Raw genomic sequence first — 17,206 nt, 5'->3', positions numbered from 1 at the left:
GTGGCTCTCACTATCGGCATCGTCGGCCTGCCCAACGTCGGCAAGTCCACCCTCTTCAACGCACTCACCAAGAACGACGTGCTCGCGGCGAACTACCCGTTCGCGACGATCGAGCCGAACGTCGGTGTCGTGAGCCTGCCCGACCCCCGGCTCGAGAAGCTGGCCGAGGTGTTCCACTCGGAGCGGATCCTGCCGGCCACCGTGTCGTTCGTCGACATCGCCGGCATCGTGCGCGGCGCGAGCGAGGGCGAGGGCCTGGGCAACCAGTTCCTCGCCAACATCCGCGAGGCCGACGCGATCGCCCAGGTCGTGCGGGGCTTCACGGACGACGACGTGGTGCACGTCGAGGGCGCCGTGAACCCGAAGGACGACCTCGAGACCATCAACGCCGAGCTCATGCTCGCCGACCTGCAGACGCTCGAGAAGGCCGTGCCGCGCATCGAGAAGGAAGTCAAGACCAAGAAGGCCGAACCGGCCGCGCTGGAGGCGGCGAAGGCCGCGCAGGACGCGCTGGAGCGCGGCATCCTGCTGTCATCGTCCGGCATCGACCTCGCGCCGATCCGCGAGCTGGGCCTGCTGACCGCGAAGCCCTACATCTACGTCTTCAACGTCGACGAGGCGGTGTTGACGGATGACGCGGCCAAGGCCGCGCTCGAGGAGCTGGTCGCTCCCGCTCACGCCGTCTTCCTGGACGCCAAGATCGAGTCGGAGCTCATCGACCTCGACCCAGCCGACGCCGCCGAGCTGCTCGCCTCGACCGGCCAGGACGAATCAGGGCTCAACCAGCTCGCGCGCATCGGCTTCGACACCCTCGGACTGCAGACCTACCTCACGGCGGGGCCCAAGGAGGCTCGCGCCTGGACGATCGGCAAGGGCTGGAAGGCTCCGCAGGCCGCCGGTGTGATCCACACTGACTTCGAGAAGGGCTTCATCAAGGCCGAGGTCATCTCGTTCAACGACCTCGTCGACGCCGGCTCCGTCCTGGAGGCCCGCCACCGCGGCAAGGCCCGGCTCGAGGGCAAGGAGTACGTCATGAAGGACGGCGACGTGGTGGAGTTCCGCTTCAACGTGTAGATCTGGCGATGCCCGATAGCTCAAACTCGCGGGAGCCGCGAGCGGCGGTGGACGCCGTTAGTTCACGCCGAGGGGATAGCGGGCGAGCGCGCAACGTACATCCACGATGACGATGTGTCTCCCGCGAGTATCCAGGCGGCGAGCATCGTGCCGTTCAATGGCTCATGAAGGGTCCAGTCGCGCGTGCATCGGGAGGAGATCCCGGCTCGGGAGGAGGAATACACGAGGATCCTCCCTCCCCAAGCGGAATCTCCTCCGGAAGCGCGCGACGCGCGAACGATTCCGAGCGAGCGGAGCGGTACAAACGCGCCGACGCCCCGGTCGCTCGGCAGCGGAGTCGGAAACCACAGGTTGCCCTTCGGTGAAGAAGGCCGTGGCGGATTCGCCCGGATGGGTGCACCCTGGAGGCCAGAAGTGTGATCGGGTGATCCGGCGCATCAGCCGGCCCGACCCACTCGGTGGGGCTCATCATGAAGAAGCGCATCGCATTCGCCTGTCTCGTCGCCCTCGTCGCCGCGTCCACCTCGGTGTTCGTCACCGCGACCCCGGCGATGGCCGCGACCGTCACGGTCACCACGACATCTGACGTCGTGGACGGCGGCGATGGCCTCGTCTCGCTGCGCGAGGCGGTGACCCAGGCGAATGCGGCCGTCGACCCGACCATCATCGAGCTCGCCGCATCCAGCACGTACACGCTGACGCTGTGCGGCGCCGACGAGGATGCGAATGCCGGAGGCGACCTCGACCACACGGGCACGGAGTCCCTCACGCTGGCCGGACACGGGTCGATCATCGAGCAGACCTGTGCGGGCGAGCGGGTTCTCGACCAGCTCGACAGCGCCCCGCAGGTCGCGGTCAGCGACGTCACGATCACCGGTGGTGACAACTTCAGCGGTGCCGCGATGCGCTTCAACTCGGATGTCGAGCTGACGGGCGTGACCGTTTCCGGCAACGATGCGGGAACCGGAGCGGTGCTGGACAGCGGTGACGTCATCGCCGGATCCGGCATCGCGCTCGTCGACTCCACGCTCGGCCCGAACACGGGCACCGGCATCCGGATCTCCTTCGGCAGCATCTCGGTCGACGGATCGACCATCACGCAGAACACCGGCAGAGGGATCGGCGCGGTCGACGGCGCCGTCAGCATCCTCGACTCCACGATCAACGACAACGGTCAGGGTGGCGTGTCCACGACCGGCCAGGGGGAGGGCGTGCTCACGTTCGTCAACTCCTCCGCGGTCGGCAACGGGGGGACCGGGGTGGGCTGCTCCGCATGTGGCGACCTCCTCATCACCGATTCCACGATCACCGGGAATGCGCCCTCCGGATCGACCACCGGTGGGGGCATCGCGTGGAGCGTCGACCAGGACGAGCCTGGGGAGGGGCGAACGGCCACGATCACCGACACGACCGTCGCGGGCAACACGCGCAGCGGCCCCGGCGGAGGGATGGTCGTCTCCATCGTCGAGCTGACGGACGACCCGCCTCCGGCGCAGATCGTTCTCACCGGTTCGACGTTCAGCGCCAACTCGGCGGCCGGCGTGGAGGGTCGAGGTGGCGGGATATACGCCGCAACGGGCGAAGTCCGCATCGACAACTCGACGTTCTCGGGCAACTCCGCTGCGGTGACCGGTGGCGCGATCTACGCCAGCACCGGCGATGTCTTCCTGCGGCACGCGACCGTGGTCGGCAACAGCGCGCCCACGGGCGCGAACGTCGGCACCGGGGAAGACCTCCAGAGCTTCGCATCGATCGTTGCCGGGGCCACGGGCGGGGGTACCGACTGCGCGATCGCCGGAACCACGATCTCGTCGGGGTTCAACGTCGGCGGCGACACCTCGTGCGCGTTCGTCGCCGGCCCCGGCGATCAGACGAACGTCGGAGACCCGCAGCTCGGGCCCCTGACCGACAACGGAGGCCCGACCCAGACGAGGGTCCCTCTGGACACCAGTCCCGCCGCAGGCGCCGTGCCCGCCGCCGCGTGCACGGTTCTCACCGCGGACCAGCGCGGTGTCATCCGGCCGGTCGGAAGCAACTGCGAGGCCGGTTCCGTGGAGATCGCAGAGGTGGTCGCCCCTGCATGCACCCAAACCGGAACCAGCGGTTCCGATGTCCTCATCGGTGGGGACGGGGCCGACGTTCTCTGTGGTCTGGGCGGTCGGGATGTGCTTCTCGGTGGACGGGGCCCGGACCATCTGATCGGCGGCAGCGGTGACGACCTGTTGTCGGGCGGTTCAGGAAATGACGAGCTGGACGGTGAAGACGGCCGCGATGTGCTGATCGGCGGTCCCGGCAGCGACGATCTGGACGGTGGTCCCGGAAACGACTTCTGCGTGGATGCGGGGGACGGGCAGCCCTTCTCTTGTTGAGCAGGGCACATCCCTGGAGGGTCAGCGTGGGGCATCCCGATTGAGCTCCGCCGCCACCTCGACCAGGTAGGGGATGGCGCGATCGATCGAGTCCATGGTCGCCGTGAGCGAGATCCGGAAGTGATGCGGTTGGTCGAAGAGCGCTCCCGGCATCACGTAGACGCCACGCGCTTCGAGCGCGTCGCAGAAGGATCGCGCATCGCCGCCCGGCGCTCTTCCCCAGAGATAGAAGGTCCCCTCCGGGCGGGTGACCTCGACTCCGGCATCCGCAAGGGCGCCGTACATCCGATCGCGCTTGCGTGCGAGTTCGGCCATGTCGATCGAAAGCGTCTCCAGCGCCGGCACCGAATACTGCATGACCGCATCGGGGAATCCCCAGCCGATCGCGAGGCCCAGCGGAAAGAGGGCGTCGCGGAGCTCGCCCCGCGCCTCGGTGGGAATGAGTGGGGAGAGTGCGAGGTAGCCGAGCCGCTGACCCGGAGCCAGGAGCACCTTCCCGTAGCTGTAGTCGATGACCGTCCACGGATACGACGCAGCCGGCGAGGCGAAATCCACGCCGTCGAAGCGGATCCGCCGGTACGGCTCGTCGGAGAGGAGCCATATCCGGCGTCCATGGGTGCGGGACGCCTCTTCCAGCACCTCGGCAAGCGCCTCCCATGCCGACCTCGGATAGACGCGACCGGTGGGATTGGCCGGTGAGTTGACGACCACGATGCTCGTGCGCGGAGTGATCGCCCGGGCGATCGCGTCGATATCGAGGTCGAAGCTCACCGGGTCCAGTGCCGCCCGCACGGGGATGAGGTTCGCGGCACGCAGCATCGGCTCGTAGCAGAACCAGCCGGGGACGGGGATCACGACCTCGTCGCCCGCGTCTGCGAACAGGGCGAAGGCGAGCGAGATCGCCCCGAACGCGCCCTGGGTCATCGCGATGTCCTCAGGTTCGAAGGCCAGCCCGAGCTCGTCGCGCAGACCCGCAGCGACGACCTCCTGCGCGCTGCGCTCGCTGCTCTTGTAGGCGAACCAGTCCACCGACCGGGGATCGACCTGGGCGCGCATCGCGTCCGAGAGCCCTGGTAGAGCCAGCTCGTGGGGATTGCCGAAGGTGAAATCCAGGGCGTCGTCATCGTCCGCGAGCCCCTGGATCCGTCCGAAGAACGCGGTGACCTTGTCCACCGCCGCCTTCGCCTCGGTTGCACGTGCCGATATCACCACAGGAATCACCCCAGCCTCGCGTCGTCGCCCTGTCAGCTTCCCAAGTCGGGCCAGGTGCGTCAATCGGCACCGCCACGGCCGGTGTCGGTGACGACTGCGATCATCGCCCGCATGGATATCTCACTTCTCTCTCCGGCGGGTCTCGTCTCCAGTCCTGCGTTCAGCCACGTGGCCATCGTGCCGCCGCACGCGACCATGATCTACGTGGGTGGCCAGAACGGTGTCGATGACACCGGATCGCTCGTCTCCGACGACATCGCCGAGCAATCGGTCCGTGCGGTGGAAAACGCCAGAGCGGCGCTCGAAGCCGCCGGAGCCTCCCTCGCCGACGTCTTCTCGTGGACGGTGCTGATCGACACGAGCGCCGACCTCGGCGCCGCGTACGGCGCCATCGCACCGCGACTGGCACGCGAAGGCGCCCCGCCGCTGGTGACCGCCGCGCGCGTAGCGGGCCTCGGCGTCCCGGGGGCGCTGATCGAGGTGAGCGCGATCGCCGCCATCACGACCGACTGACGGCGTCTCGTCCCCGTTGTGGTCGGCCTCACGGAGGTGTCGGCGCTCCAGCGCGCCTACGGCCGTCGTGGCGTCGAGATCACCCCTCGTGCGGTCGATATCGGCGCGATATTCTGGGTGCGGAGGTGTTCGCCATGCATGCCACTGTGGGGGACCGAGTCCGCATACACGGACGCACCGTCGGCGCCGCCGAGCGCGAGGGCGAGGTCATCGATGTGCGCGGGAGCAAGGAGAGCCCGCTGCTCGTCGTGCGGTACGACGACGGCCATGAGACCATCCTGGCGCCGGGGGCGGACTGCGAACTCGTGCACGCGGACTGACGGATTCGCTCGCTCGGCCCGACAGGAGCCGGCGCGGTCATGGGCGCGGTCGATTGTCACGCGCCCCGCGAGGCGAGATCGGCGAGCACCGCCCGAGCCGCGCGTTCACCGGACACCAGCGCTCCCTGGATGGAGGGGGTATCGCGGTGATCGCCCGCGACATAGACGCCATCGCCCTGCCGCGTGGAGCTGATGGTTTGAAGCGGCGGCGGTTGGGCGGGCAGGGCGTCGTGAATGTCGTCGCGGCGGAGCAGCTGCCAGTCGTCGGCCGCGGTGCCCCACAGTTCGCCGATGTGACGACGCACGTCGGCTTCCTGCGGAGCGGAGCCCGGATCGGTGCGGGCTCGCGAGGACAGCAGGCAGGTCGCGGAGATGAGGTGCCTCCCGGCCGGGGCGTATGAGGGTGCGGTGTGCGACATCACAACGGCGTTGACCACGGGACCCGCTCGGCGGCCGTCGACGGCGAGCATGCCGGATGCCGTGGGCGCGGCGTCGGCTGCGAACCACCATGTCTGGAGCCCTCTGGTCGTGGGACGCGGAAGCTCCGTCAGGTCCGCGACCCGGTCGGGGCCGACGGCGACCACCACGGCGCGCGCGGCGATCGCATCCGCACCCTCGACGTCGATATGCGCGATGCCGTCTCGTCTCCCCACACCTCCTGCCCGCATCCCGAGTCGGATGTCGGCTCCCGCCATGGCAGCCGTCCGGGCGAGCTGCGCCGGCACGGCGGCGATTCCCTGCTCCGGCACCCCCGGAGCGCCCAGCACGAACATCCGGATCAGGAGGCGGGTGAAACTGTCGGAGGTCTCTCCACGATCCTCGGCCGGCACTCCGGCGAGGAACGGTTCCAGCACCTCCCTCCGGAGAGGTCCTCGAAGGCCGACGCGGTCCCAGCCTTCGCGCAGTGTGCGATCCGCCCCCCTGATCACCGCCCGAGGCGAGAGGAGCACGGGCAGGACCCAGCGGGCGAGCGCGGCGGCATCCATCGGCCCGAGCAGGCCGCTTCGAACCGTGGCCGGCAGACCGGACGGGCGACGAAGGGGATCGCTCAGTTCGACGAGGCCCTTCTCGCGCCGGACCGCGACGCCGACGGGGAACGACCGCAGTCGCAGCTCGTCGACATCCACCCACCGTTTGACGGCCGGGTAGGCCGGGTTCAGCAGTTGGAAGCCGCGGTCGAGGAGAAAGCCATCGACGGCGTCCGTACGCTGACGTCCGCCGACGACTTCCTCCGCCTCCAGTACGACGACATCGTGGCCGGCCTGCGCGACTCGCGCGGCGCACCGCAGGCCCGCCAGCCCCGCACCGAGAACGACGACGTCGTGAGCCTCCACGCTTCCACGATAGGTGCCCCTTGAACAGGCGGGACGGGGGCGACCCGCCGATACCGAGTGCACACGCCGTGCGCAAGCCCCTGCGGAACGTGCGGACGGTCGTGTTCAGTGTCGGCATGAACAAGAGGACATCAACTCCTGGCAAGCCCATCACGCCCCGCATGCACGGCATCATCGACTACGGTCTCGCCGCCGGTAACCTCGTGCTGCCGGGTCTGCTCAAGCTGCGCCCGTCGCTGATCGGCGTGTTCGCCGCCTTCGGCGTCATCCAGGGCGCACTCAACTCGGTCACGACCCAGCCACTGGCCGTGCAGAAGGTCGTGCCCTTCAAGGTGCACGGCACGATCGACAAGAGCAGTGTGCCGCTGTACCTGCTGGCCCCGCTGGCCGCGGGCGTGGTGCGCGACAAGCGCGGGCGCTGGTACTGGCTGGGTCTCGGCGCTGCACTGATCACCGTGTACAACCTCACCGACTGGAACGCGAAGAAGACCGATCGCTGAGGGCGCCCGGGCGAGAGAACGGGGTTTCGTCGCGAAGCACTTGACGTGGCCGAGCGCAACCCCCTCTCGCCGCTCGGCGACGGTTCGTAGCGTGCTGCCACCACATCCCGAAAAGGAGGATTGAAATGGCCCGTGGAACCGTGAAGTACAACCCCTTCTCCGAACTCAAGGCGCTCCAGCGCTCGTTCTTCGGCGAGGATTTCCTGTCACCGCTTCGGGGCGCGGTCGTGCTCACGACCGATGTCTACACCGAGGGCGATCAGCGGATGGTGGTCGAGGCGCACCTGCCCAATTTCGCCCTCGACGACATCGACATCAGCGTCGACGAAGCCGCGCTGGTGATCCGGGCCGAGCGGCGCGAGCGCGACGAAGAAGCCGAGAAGCGCTATCTGGTGCGCGAGAGCAGCATGAGCTTCTACCGGCGCATCGTGCTGCCCGAGCGCGCGGACGAGCAGGCCATCTCCGCCGACTTCCGCGAGGGCGTGCTCAGGGTGACGGTGCCCTTGGTGGAGGCGCCGTCTCCGCGGCGTGTCCCGATCAGCACCGAATCTCCGCAAGAGGGCCAGGCCTCACAGGGTGCGCAGCAGCGCGCGGAACAGGGAGGGCAGCAGACCCCGGAACAGCCGCAGGGCGCGGGACCGGAAGCGCAGGAGAGCTCCGGACAGCAACCGCAGCACAGCTCCGAGCAGGCCGCGCAACCGGGTGACACGGCACCGCTCGGCGAAGTCGGCTACGGGGCGGGCCCCGCGCCGGACTCGGCGTCCGGCTCGCGGGGAACGGCACCGTCTACGGGGCCCTGACGTTACCCGTCACCTCCCTCGTCCCCGGGATCTCGAGTCCACACCGTCTCAGATGCTGCGAGCGCGAGCGGAAGTTCGCCGGCCGACGCGGAACGACGCACGTGTCGGCTCCCTCTGCACGTGTCGGATCCCTCCGCACGTGTCGGCTCCCTGTGCCATCCTGAGCCGATGACATCCGGACAGCGCCGCATCGGCGCCATCTTCATTCCCGACCTGCCCCCGGAAGACCTGCGCGCCGCTGTGGAGGCGGCCGAGGACGCCGGCGTGTCCGAGCTGTGGCTCTGGGAAGACTGCTTCCGCGAAGCCGGGTTCTCGAGCGCCGCTGCGGCCCTCGCCTGGACGGAGCGGCTCCAGGTCGGGATCGGCATCGCCCCGATGCCGCTGCGCAATGTCGCGATCACCGCGATGGAGATCGCGACGATCGAGCGGATGTTCCCCGGCCGCCTGCTGCCGGGTGTCGGGCACGGCGTGCTGTCGTGGATGGGGCAGGTCGGCGCCCGGGTGGCATCGCCGCTGACGCTGATGCGCGAGTACGCGCCCGCGCTGCGTGCGCTCCTCCGGGGTGAGACGCTGTCGACCCAGGGCCGCTACGTGCGACTCGACGACGTGCGTCTGGACTGGCCGCCCACGTCGCCGCCGGCCGTCTACGCGGCGGGTGAGGGTCCCAAGACGCTGCGTCTCTCCGGCGAGGTCGCCGACGGCACCATCCTGACGGGCGGAACGAGTCCGGCCCGCGTCGCCGAAGCGGTCGCGCTCATCGGCGAGGGTGCCAGTGCCGCGGGACGAACCGGCGCGCAGCCGGTCGTCGTCTACGTCGCGGTCGCGTTCGGGACGGATGCCGGTGCGCGCGTGACCGCACAGCTGGAGCGCTGGGACATGGCCGGACAGACCGACCGCATCCTGTCCGGCACGGCGGCCGCGGTGGCGGCGGGCGTCGAGGAGTTCTACGACGCCGGCGCGGACGCGGTGATCCTGCAGCCGCTGGCGGACGAGTCCGACCTCGCCCCCTTCATGCGCCAGGTCGCGGAGGTCGCCGGCCGCGTGCTCTGAGCCGGCGCCTTACTCGACTCAGCACCCACCGCGCGCCTCGGCTCGGCGGTGTCCGGCTGCGAGTTGCCCGTGCGTCCCGCGGGGGCTCAGTCACTCCTCGCGAACAGCCCGGCGGAACCGAGGATCCGCTCCGGGGTGACTCGGATCACGACGCGACGTGGGTTCACCCGGGGCTGGCGGTAGCGGGCGGCGTACAGGCTCACGGCGAGTGCCACGGAGTCGGCATCCCTTTCGATCACGCCCACGCCGCCGATGCTCAGCCATTGCGGCCCGGACACCTGCGCGACGGTCGCCCGCCCGTCGCGCTCCACGTTGCGCACCTTCTGGCTGCCGTCGCTCGTGATGATGCGCACGAACCCGTCCACGAAGGTGTAGCCGACGGCGACGACGTGGATGCCGCCCGACGGGCCGATCGTGGAGAGGGTCGCCAGATGGCGGTCGGCGACGAACCGCTGGCCGTCGAGGGTGAGGGATGCCGGAGTGCCCATCCCTCGTGTCTACCCGACGCCTCGTTCAGCGAACAGCTGGTCGAGCACGTGTCGCGCCAGTTCGGCCTGGCCGGGTGGCTTGTTCGTGATCATGATGAGGGCCTTCCAGAGTGCCCAGCCGCGTCCCCGGGCCCAGGTCGCGTCGTCGACGTCGTATTCGCGACGGAACACCTCGCGCGCCTCTCCCGAGAGGTATGTCCAGACGAGGACGGTGTCGCACGCCGGGTCTCCCACGCCGGCGCAGCCGAAGTCGATCACCGCGGTGAGCGCACCGTCCTCCACCAGCAGGTTGTTCACGGACACGTCCCCGTGGAACCACACCGGCGCGCCGGTGAAGACCCCATCCAGCGCGTCGCGCCAGATGCCGACCGCGAGGTCGCGTTCCCGCCCATGCACCCGCACGAGCAGGTCCCGCGTCTCGGAATCGAAGTGCTCCAGCGGAGCGCCGCGGAAGGCGCTGTGCGGCCCAGGACCCGGCGCGCCGGTCGTGTCGGCCGACCGGAGGGCGACGAGGAACGCCGCGAGGTCCGCCGCGAAGCGCACCGGGTTCTCGACGACCGTGCGCGATGCCGGCACTCCGGGGAGCCAGCCGTAGACGGACCACGGTGCCGGAAAGCGTTCGGTGGGCCTGCCCACGCCGCGCACGACCGGGATCGGGAGTGGAACGGACCCCGCGAGGCGCGGCAGCCACGCCTGCTCCTTCGCAACCTGGGGCACGTAGCCGGCTGCGCTGGGAAGTCGGACGCTGAGGTCGTCGCCGAGCCGGTAGATACGGTGGTCGTTGCCTCCGCGTTCGACGAATCGGAGCGGGAGGGCGCTCCACTGCGGGAACTGCTCGTCCAGCAGGCTGCGAATGAGCGGCTCATCGATCATGGCGGCGTCGATCCGTCCGGCGTCGCTGCTCGTGGCGTTCCGGTGGTCCGAGGTCACCGGCCCACGCTACCGTCGCCGGCGCTCGCCGGGCCCTCGCACGAGCGAAAGGCTGCGATTTACACTGGGGCAATGGCGAGAGGCGAAGTGTTCCCGATCATCAACTGTGCCGATCTCGTCGGTACCCGCGGATGGTACGAACGGGTCTTCGCCGGCGACCTGGCCTACCGGTTTCCCGACGAGGGCGAACCGGTGTACCTGACGCTGCGGATCGGCTCCGGCCAGGTGGCGCTCGCGCAGGGCACGAGCGAGGCGATGTACGGGGCGACTCCGCTGCCCGCCACCGGGCATGCCGTCGATGTCTGCATCTACGTCCCCGATCTCGACGCCGCAGTGGCGGCCGCATCCGGTGCCGTCGCGGTTCCCCCGGCTGACATGCCGTGGGGCGAGCGCGTGGCCTACCTGACGGATCCGGAAGGCACCATGCTGCTCGTGATCCAGGACGAGGCGTGAACAGTGATCGGTGCGACACACCACTGGTGCACCTGTGCCACGTGACCTGTAATGGGGGTGGGAACGAAAGGGGGCATCGTGGCTGCTGAACGCGGCGAGAGGCCGATCGAGGAACTCGGCACTGCCGAGTGCTGGGGGCTGCTCGAGAGCGTCAGCCTCGGCCGCCTGGCGGTGACCGGTCTGGACGGCGCGCCCGACGTCTTCCCCCTGAACTACACCGTCCACAACGGGTCGCTGTACGCGCGGTCCGCACACGGCGCCAAGGTGCTGGACATCGCGATCCGGCCGGCCGCTGCCCTCGAGATCGACGGAGAAGACGACGCCTCGCACTGGAGCGTCGTCGTCCGAGGCGCCGCGGCACGCGTGGAGCACGACGCTGAGATCCGCGATTCCGGAGTCCTCCGGCTGGACTCCGCGAACCCTGCGAGCAAGCCCCACGTCATCCGGCTCACTCCGAGCACGGTCACGGGGCGACGGTTCCGCAAGGGTACGCACAACGCACCGCAGAGCGCAGCGGCGACGGCCGAACGCGAGGTTGCGGAGGCGCCCGCCCCCGACGAGAAGCGGTCCCCGCAGAGGCGTGGCGACCGACCGACGCCCATTCCGCACTTCGCCCCCGACAAGGACGACAGCCCGAATGCCTGAGGCGCCGGAGATCCACGAGCTGGCAGCCTTCCTCACCGCGCGCACGAGCGGGCGCGGGATCCGCGGCTTCGACATCGCGCTCGGCAAGATGCTGAAGGCGGGTGACCCTTCAGCGGTCATCGGATGCCGCGTGGCGGCCGTGACCCGGATCGCGAAGATGATCGACGTGGTGGTGACCGATCCGGCCGGCACGACGTGGCACGTCGTCGTGCACTTCGGTCACGATGGCTGGGTGCTGTGGCACGACGCGGTTCCCGACGGGATGGCACGCGCCGGCGACGCGACCCTCATGGCCCGCATCCGCCTCGACGACGGGGCGGGCTTCGATCTGACGGATGCCGGTCAGTGGAAATCGCTCACGGTGCACATCGTCCCGCACACCGCCGATATCCCGGCAGTCGCGAAACTCGGTCCTGATCCCCTCGACCCGGCCTTCGACCTCGTCGAGTTCGCTGCGATCCTCGCCGGCCGCAAGAAGCAGATCAAGGCACTGCTGCAGGATCAGGCCGCACTGGCCGGCATCGGAAACGCCTACTCCGACGAGATCCTGCATGCGGCGGGACTCTCGCCCGTGGTGCACGCGTCGGCGCTGTCGCAAGACGAGGTCGGGCGCCTCTTCGGCGCGATGAGGACGATTCTCGCGGAGTCGACGGCGGCCCGGCGGGGAGTTGCGCCGGAAGATCTCAAGGCGACCAAGCACGCCGCGCTCCGCGTGCACCGCCGGACGGGACAGCCCTGCCCCGTCTGCGGCGATGTCATCCGCGAGCTCACGTTCTCCGGCGCCGCCGCCCAGTACTGCCCCACGTGCCAGACCGAAGGCGTGGCACTGGACTGACCCCCCCGGGCCTGTGCTCAGGGCTTCTGCTCGGCGTGCGCGCCCTCGGCGATCTCCTCGACCACCTTCGCGTTGAAGGCGGGCAGGTCGCGCGGCGTCCGGCTGGAGACGAGACCGTGGTCGACGACGACCTCCTCGTCGACCCAATCGGCCCCGGCGTTGCGGAGGTCGGTCTTGAGGCTGGGGTAGCTGGTGATCCTGCGCCCGTCCACGACCCCGGCCTCGATCAGGATCCACGCACCGTGGCAGATCACGCCGACCGGCTTGTGCTGCTCGAAGAAGGCGCGGGCGAAGGCGACGGATGCCTCGTCCATGCGCAGATGGTCGGCGTTGACGACGCCGCCGGGCAGCACGAGGGCGTGGAACGCCGAGGCATCGGCATCGGCCGGCGCGGCATCCACGGCATGCTTGTGGCCGTTCTTGCCGGTGATCTCATCGGCTGTGGGAGAGATGAGGCGCGCGGACGCGCCGGCGGAGGTGATCGCGCCCCATGGTGAGGTCAACTCGCTGTCTTCGAAGCCGTCGGTCGCGAGAAACGCGACGGTCTTTCCATTGAGTTCGGTCATGCACCGACGGTAATCCGGGGGTCGCTGGGCGATCAGGGGCTTGACAGTGCGGAAGGGCCGACCCACGACGAAGGGTGCTCAGGCGCCGGTGCCCCAGCCGCTGTCGCCGGGTTTCTCGTCACCCCACGTGGCCGTGAGCGTTTCGCCGGCTTCGACGGTCAGATCGATGAGCCGGGTCAACAGCTGCGGCAGGCTGGTGGAACGCAGCAGCTCGAGCTGGTCCATGTCACCGAGGGGTGCGATCCCCGCAAGCTGCCACGAAGCCACGGCGGGGTCGTCATCGACCGCGACATCCGGGCTCCACCGATGCTCGACGAATTCGGCCGCGCGGGCGATCGTTCGACGCACGATCGACTCCGCCTGGGTGAGGAGCGGCAGGTACTCATCCTTCCACTCGAGGTCGGCCAGTTCCGTGACCTCCGCCTGCGGGAAGGGACCGTCGTCCACCCAGCGGTCCACCGCGATGCGGGTCGTGCCGGACCCGATCACGGCCACCGCCCCGTCCGTGGTGCCGAGCTCCTCGATCCGCGCGACGGTGCCGATGTCGAACCGCCGGTCGCCGCCGCCCACCTCGGAGCCGCGCTCGATCAGCACGACGCCGAACTCGCCCGGCTCGTCCTGAAGCACGGCGGACAGCATCGCGAGATACCGCTCTTCGAAGACCCGGAGCGCGATCGGCATGTAGGGGAACAGCACCGACCCCAGCGGGAACATCGCCATCGTCGTCACCCAGCCAGTGAATCACGCGCGACCGGCATCGGGGCCGACGCAGGGGACTTCCCAGCCCACCCGAAGCCGTCATCGCGACCCCCGGGTATCCTGGACTCATGACGACGACTTCGACCGAGACGCCCGCCACGCCGCTTCAGCCTGCGCCGGGTGCGCTCAACCTGCTCAAGACGGAGTCGAACGAGGCGTCGTGCTGCGGCGGTTCATCCTGCTGCGCGACGAACTGACCTCACGCCCTCGTCGGGCTCAGCAGAGCCGCGGCAACGTCCTCATCGAGTTCGGGCACGTCCTCTACGGGAACCGCCAGAGCCTGTAACACCCTGCTCAGGAAGTTCCGCGCACCCGCAGCCATCGCGATGTCCACGATGTCGCGATCACTGAAGCCGTGGTCGCGGAGCACCTGCGAGTCGGCGTCGGTCATAGCGGAAGCATCCACCGACATCCGTTCGGCGAACGCCATCATCGCGACCTCCGCGTCGCTGAGCCCGGCCGACGTGTAGTCGGCGGCGACACGCACGAGCTGCGCCTCATCGAGCACGGCGGCCCGCAGTGTCTTTCTCCCGTGCGCGAGCAGACAATGCGGAGATCGGAGGGTGCGCGCCGCCGCGAGCGTCACCAGCTCGTAATTGCGCAGACCGAGGGTCGACACCAGCGAGCCGGTGAGCTGCTCGAAGGCGAGGTCGGCGTCCGGATTCATCGCCATCACTCTGGTGTGGCTGTAGACGAACCCGTCGGTCGCGAGGTCCTCCGCATACTTCTCGGCGGCGAATCCCGACACGTCGCCGGGGTGAGGTGGATGCACGATCATGACCTGATCCTGTCGGCACGAAGCCCGTGGCGCCAGTGGATCAATGCCCGATCGGCGCGCCGATGGAGTCGGCGGGCTTGCGGACGAGGAACGCTCCGACAATGGCCGGAAGCGAGATGATAGCCGCCGTCATGAACGCGGCCCGGACCCCGGCGGCACCCGCGGCGAGCTCGGTGGCTCCCTCGGCGACGGCGCTGGCGGAGACGCCGGAGAGGATCGCGACCATGAGCGCGATGCCGGCAGCGCCGGCCACCTGCTGCACCGTACCGAGCACGGCGCTGCCGTAGGAGTAGAAGCGCGGGGTCAGCGATCCGAGCGATGCCGTGAAGAGCGGCGTGAACGAGAGCGCGAGCCCTACCGACAGCACCGTCTGAGCGATCGCCACGACCCAGATCGGAGTCGACTCCCCGAGCGTGGTGTAGAACCACAGCACGCTGCTCGAGATGATCGAGCCGGGGATCAGCAGCACCCGCGTGCCCCGGTTGTCGTAGATGCGGCCGACGATCGGGCCGAGGAGCCCCATGATGAGCGCGCCGGGCAGGACGATGAGGCCGGTGACGAGCGCTGTGATGCCGAGCACGTTCTGCAGATAGAGCGGCAGCACCGTGATGGCGCCGAAGAACGACATCGACACGAGGAGCATCTGAACGATGGAGATCGAGAAGTTGGTCGACCGGAACACCCGCAGGTCGAGCAGCGCGTCATCCTTTCGCTGCAGCAGCAGCTGGCGCCAGACAAACAGCCCCAGCGCGAGAACGCCGACGGCCAGTGACGCGACGAGCGTCGTGGCCGACATCGCGGCCGCGGCGGAGTCGGTGGTCTCGGCGCCCGCGCCGATCTGGCTGAGCCCGAACACGAGCCCGCCGAAGCCGAACGCGGAGAGGATGACCGACAGGACGTCGATCGGAGCCTTCGTGGTCTCCCCGAGGTTGACCATCCAGCGCGCACCGGCGGCGAGAGCGGTCAAGGCGATGGGGAGAATCAGCCCGAAGATCCAGCGCCAGCCCACCGTGTCGAGCAGGAGGCCGGAAACCGTCGGCCCGATCGCCGGGGCGAGCGAGATCACCACGCTGACGCGGCCCATCATCCGTCCCCGCTGCTGCGGCGGCACGAGCGTCATGAGGGTCGTCATGAGCAGCGGCATCATGATCGCCGTGCCGGATGCCTGCACGACGCGCGCGACGAGCAGCATAGGGAAACCCGGCGAGAGGAAGGCCAGCAGGGTTCCGAGCGAGAAGAGCGACATCGCCGCGATGAACACCGCGCGCGTGGTGAAGCGCTGCAGCAGGAAGCCGGTGATGGGGATGACCACCGCCATCGTGAGCATGAACGCCGTCGTCAGCCATTGTGCCGCGAGGGCGGTGATGCCGAGGTCGGTGATGAGGTGCGGGATCGCCACGCCCATCGTCGTCTCGTTGAGGATCGCGACGAAGGCGGCGCCCAGCAGCAGCCAGATGACACGGGTCTCGCGAGACGTGAGCCCGACGGACGAGACGTTCTGCGGTGCGGAGACCCGGATGGTGTCGGTATCGGCGGTCATCTGATGGAACTCCTCGGGGCTTGACGGCGAAGGCCACCCGAGGATGGCGTCAACCGAGGCTAACCGCGAGCGCCGACATCGCATTCCCGGTTCGGCGTGCGAATATTCCTGCATGCCGCCGATGCGCCGCCTTCCCCGTGATGTGGTGTGGCGCTGGACGGCGGCCGGAGTGGCCGGGGTCGCCGTGGGCATCGCCCTGGCCCCGCTTCTGGGCGTCGCGGCCGGGCTGCTCGCCGGCTGGGGCGCGGCGGCGGTGACCGTCGTCGTCGCCGTGCTCGCCTACACGTGGCCCATGGATGCGCAGCGCACCCGCGACCACGCCAGCCGCGAAGACCCGGGTCGCCGCGTCGCCCGGCTGGTCTCGATCGCGGGAAGCGTCGCCAGCCTCGGCGCCGTGGCCGTCGTGCTGTTCCAGACGGGAACGGCGCCCCTGGGGGAGTCGGCCATCCTCGCCGCCATCGCGGTGTTCAGCGTCGCGGCATCCTGGTTCCTGATCCAGACGAATTACATGCTCCGCTACGCCCACGAGTACTTCGAGGAGCCGGCGGGGGGCATCGACTTCCACGGTGCGCAAGCGCCGATGTACACCGACTTCATTTACTTCGCGGTGGGACTGGGAATGACGTACCAGGTGGCAGACACCAACGTGACGAGCAACCGCATCCGGCGCATCGTGATCGGTCAGACCGTTCTGGCATGGGTGTTCGCCACGGTGATCATCGCGAACGTGATCAACCTCGTGGTCGGGATCGCCTCGGTCTAGCTGCCCTCGTGCGAGCGGCGCTCGTCCTTCTCGTGCTGCCTCTTGCGGTATGCGTCGGTCTCGAACGCGCTGCCCGGGGCCTCCGTCGGCCCGGCGTCGAGCTGCTTCCCCTCGAGATCGCCGAAAGTCGGGTCGATGAGCTCCTCCGTGGTGTGCGACTTGAGCTCGTCGATCTCTGCTCGCAGCTGCGCCAGGTCGTCACCGTTGTGGGGTGGGGAGTCGGGGGTGGAGGTCATGGCCCCACCATACTCGTCCCGCTGTCCCGGCCCGTGGTTAG

21 protein-coding genes are annotated in these 17,206 nt (G+C 69.2%); 12 read left to right on the top strand and 9 right to left on the bottom strand.

Features of this window, described 5'->3' with window-relative positions; genetic code table 11:
- Together ychF and ACPW96_RS09575 are read left to right on the top strand one after the other, a co-directional pair.
- Positions 1-1,074: a redox-regulated ATPase YchF gene (gene ychF, locus ACPW96_RS09580; protein WP_425882862.1), complete on the top strand. Its 1,074-nt coding sequence runs from the start codon at positions 1-3 to the stop codon at positions 1,072-1,074.
- Positions 1,075-1,544: 470 nt separating this feature from the next.
- Complete coding sequence (locus ACPW96_RS09575) at positions 1,545-3,443, top strand: choice-of-anchor Q domain-containing protein (protein WP_425882861.1); 1,899 nt, start codon at positions 1,545-1,547, stop codon at positions 3,441-3,443.
- Between the two features lie 21 nt (positions 3,444-3,464).
- Here the strand turns inward: ACPW96_RS09575 and ACPW96_RS09570 are convergent, their stop codons facing one another.
- Entirely contained in the window at positions 3,465-4,655 is a 1,191-nt protein-coding gene (locus tag ACPW96_RS09570; RefSeq protein WP_425882860.1) for an aminotransferase class I/II-fold pyridoxal phosphate-dependent enzyme, read from the bottom strand.
- Positions 4,656-4,766: 111 nt separating this feature from the next.
- Between ACPW96_RS09570 and ACPW96_RS09565 the strand changes: the two genes are divergently transcribed.
- Both ACPW96_RS09565 and ACPW96_RS09560 read left to right on the top strand, forming a co-directional pair.
- On the top strand, positions 4,767-5,168 hold the full coding sequence (locus ACPW96_RS09565) for a RidA family protein (protein ID WP_425820130.1): 402 nt from the start codon (positions 4,767-4,769) through the stop codon (positions 5,166-5,168).
- Positions 5,169-5,302: 134 nt separating this feature from the next.
- Positions 5,303-5,488: a DUF1918 domain-containing protein gene (locus tag ACPW96_RS09560; protein WP_425882859.1), complete on the top strand. Its 186-nt coding sequence runs from the start codon at positions 5,303-5,305 to the stop codon at positions 5,486-5,488.
- Positions 5,489-5,544: 56 nt separating this feature from the next.
- Here ACPW96_RS09560 and ACPW96_RS09555 read toward each other — a convergent pair whose 3' ends face one another.
- Positions 5,545-6,822: an FAD-dependent oxidoreductase gene (locus tag ACPW96_RS09555; RefSeq protein WP_425882858.1), complete on the bottom strand. Its 1,278-nt coding sequence runs from the start codon at positions 6,820-6,822 to the stop codon at positions 5,545-5,547.
- A gap of 116 nt (positions 6,823-6,938) precedes the next feature.
- Here ACPW96_RS09555 and ACPW96_RS09550 point away from each other — a divergent pair, with 116 nt between their 5' ends.
- The 3 genes from ACPW96_RS09550 to ACPW96_RS09540 all read left to right on the top strand — a co-directional run bounded on the left by ACPW96_RS09550 (position 6,939) and on the right by ACPW96_RS09540 (position 9,172).
- On the top strand, positions 6,939-7,322 hold the full coding sequence (locus ACPW96_RS09550) for a hypothetical protein (protein WP_425820133.1): 384 nt from the start codon (positions 6,939-6,941) through the stop codon (positions 7,320-7,322).
- Positions 7,323-7,447: 125 nt separating this feature from the next.
- Positions 7,448-8,122, top strand: a complete 675-nt coding sequence (locus ACPW96_RS09545) for an Hsp20 family protein (protein ID WP_425882857.1) — start codon at positions 7,448-7,450, stop codon at positions 8,120-8,122.
- Positions 8,123-8,290: 168 nt separating this feature from the next.
- Complete coding sequence (locus ACPW96_RS09540; RefSeq protein ID WP_425882856.1) at positions 8,291-9,172, top strand: LLM class flavin-dependent oxidoreductase; 882 nt, start codon at positions 8,291-8,293, stop codon at positions 9,170-9,172.
- A gap of 86 nt (positions 9,173-9,258) precedes the next feature.
- Here ACPW96_RS09540 and ACPW96_RS09535 read toward each other — a convergent pair whose 3' ends face one another.
- Positions 9,259-9,660 (bottom strand): PPOX class F420-dependent oxidoreductase, encoded by a 402-nt coding sequence (locus ACPW96_RS09535; protein ID WP_425820136.1) that lies wholly within the window; start codon positions 9,658-9,660, stop codon positions 9,259-9,261.
- A gap of 9 nt (positions 9,661-9,669) precedes the next feature.
- Entirely contained in the window at positions 9,670-10,590 is a 921-nt protein-coding gene (locus tag ACPW96_RS09530) for an aminoglycoside phosphotransferase family protein (protein WP_425882855.1), read from the bottom strand.
- A 72-nt stretch (positions 10,591-10,662) separates the two neighbouring features.
- Between ACPW96_RS09530 and ACPW96_RS09525 the strand changes: the two genes are divergently transcribed.
- The 3 genes from ACPW96_RS09525 to ACPW96_RS09515 all read left to right on the top strand — a co-directional run bounded on the left by ACPW96_RS09525 (position 10,663) and on the right by ACPW96_RS09515 (position 12,523).
- Complete coding sequence (locus tag ACPW96_RS09525) at positions 10,663-11,043, top strand: VOC family protein (RefSeq protein WP_425820138.1); 381 nt, start codon at positions 10,663-10,665, stop codon at positions 11,041-11,043.
- Between the two features lie 78 nt (positions 11,044-11,121).
- Complete coding sequence (locus tag ACPW96_RS09520; protein WP_425882854.1) at positions 11,122-11,688, top strand: pyridoxamine 5'-phosphate oxidase family protein; 567 nt, start codon at positions 11,122-11,124, stop codon at positions 11,686-11,688.
- Entirely contained in the window at positions 11,681-12,523 is an 843-nt protein-coding gene (locus ACPW96_RS09515) for a DNA-formamidopyrimidine glycosylase family protein (RefSeq protein WP_425882853.1), read from the top strand. Before ACPW96_RS09520 ends, ACPW96_RS09515 begins: the two co-directional genes overlap by 8 nt.
- A gap of 17 nt (positions 12,524-12,540) precedes the next feature.
- Here ACPW96_RS09515 and ACPW96_RS09510 read toward each other — a convergent pair whose 3' ends face one another.
- Together ACPW96_RS09510 and ACPW96_RS09505 are read right to left on the bottom strand one after the other, a co-directional pair.
- On the bottom strand, positions 12,541-13,089 hold the full coding sequence (locus ACPW96_RS09510; RefSeq protein ID WP_425820141.1) for a type 1 glutamine amidotransferase domain-containing protein: 549 nt from the start codon (positions 13,087-13,089) through the stop codon (positions 12,541-12,543).
- Positions 13,090-13,167: 78 nt separating this feature from the next.
- Positions 13,168-13,809 (bottom strand): LON peptidase substrate-binding domain-containing protein, encoded by a 642-nt coding sequence (locus ACPW96_RS09505; protein WP_425882956.1) that lies wholly within the window; start codon positions 13,807-13,809, stop codon positions 13,168-13,170.
- A gap of 107 nt (positions 13,810-13,916) precedes the next feature.
- Between ACPW96_RS09505 and ACPW96_RS09500 the strand changes: the two genes are divergently transcribed.
- The gene (locus ACPW96_RS09500; protein WP_425882852.1) at positions 13,917-14,045 is read left to right on the top strand and encodes a hypothetical protein; all 129 of its coding nucleotides are present in this window, start codon (positions 13,917-13,919) and stop codon (positions 14,043-14,045) included.
- Positions 14,046-14,047: 2 nt separating this feature from the next.
- Here the strand turns inward: ACPW96_RS09500 and ACPW96_RS09495 are convergent, their stop codons facing one another.
- Together ACPW96_RS09495 and ACPW96_RS09490 are read right to left on the bottom strand one after the other, a co-directional pair.
- A complete protein-coding gene (locus tag ACPW96_RS09495) occupies positions 14,048-14,626 on the bottom strand; it encodes a carboxymuconolactone decarboxylase family protein (protein WP_425882851.1) in 579 nt (192 codons plus the stop codon).
- Positions 14,627-14,666: 40 nt separating this feature from the next.
- Positions 14,667-16,166, bottom strand: a complete 1,500-nt coding sequence (locus tag ACPW96_RS09490; protein WP_425882850.1) for an MDR family MFS transporter — start codon at positions 16,164-16,166, stop codon at positions 14,667-14,669.
- A 112-nt stretch (positions 16,167-16,278) separates the two neighbouring features.
- Between ACPW96_RS09490 and ACPW96_RS09485 the strand changes: the two genes are divergently transcribed.
- Positions 16,279-16,929, top strand: coding sequence for a DUF1345 domain-containing protein (locus ACPW96_RS09485; RefSeq protein WP_425820145.1), 651 nt, complete (start codon positions 16,279-16,281; stop codon positions 16,927-16,929).
- Here the strand turns inward: ACPW96_RS09485 and ACPW96_RS09480 are convergent.
- Positions 16,926-17,165, bottom strand: coding sequence for a hypothetical protein (locus ACPW96_RS09480; protein ID WP_425820146.1), 240 nt, complete (start codon positions 17,163-17,165; stop codon positions 16,926-16,928). The genes ACPW96_RS09485 and ACPW96_RS09480 overlap by 4 nt on opposite strands.
- Between the last annotated feature and the right edge of the window lie 41 nt (positions 17,166-17,206).

It is taken from the genome of Micromonospora sp. DT81.3 (genome assembly GCF_049847225.1).
GTDB lineage: Bacteria > Actinomycetota > Actinomycetes > Actinomycetales > Microbacteriaceae > Microbacterium.
This window is presented reverse-complemented; position numbering and strand designations above follow the sequence as displayed.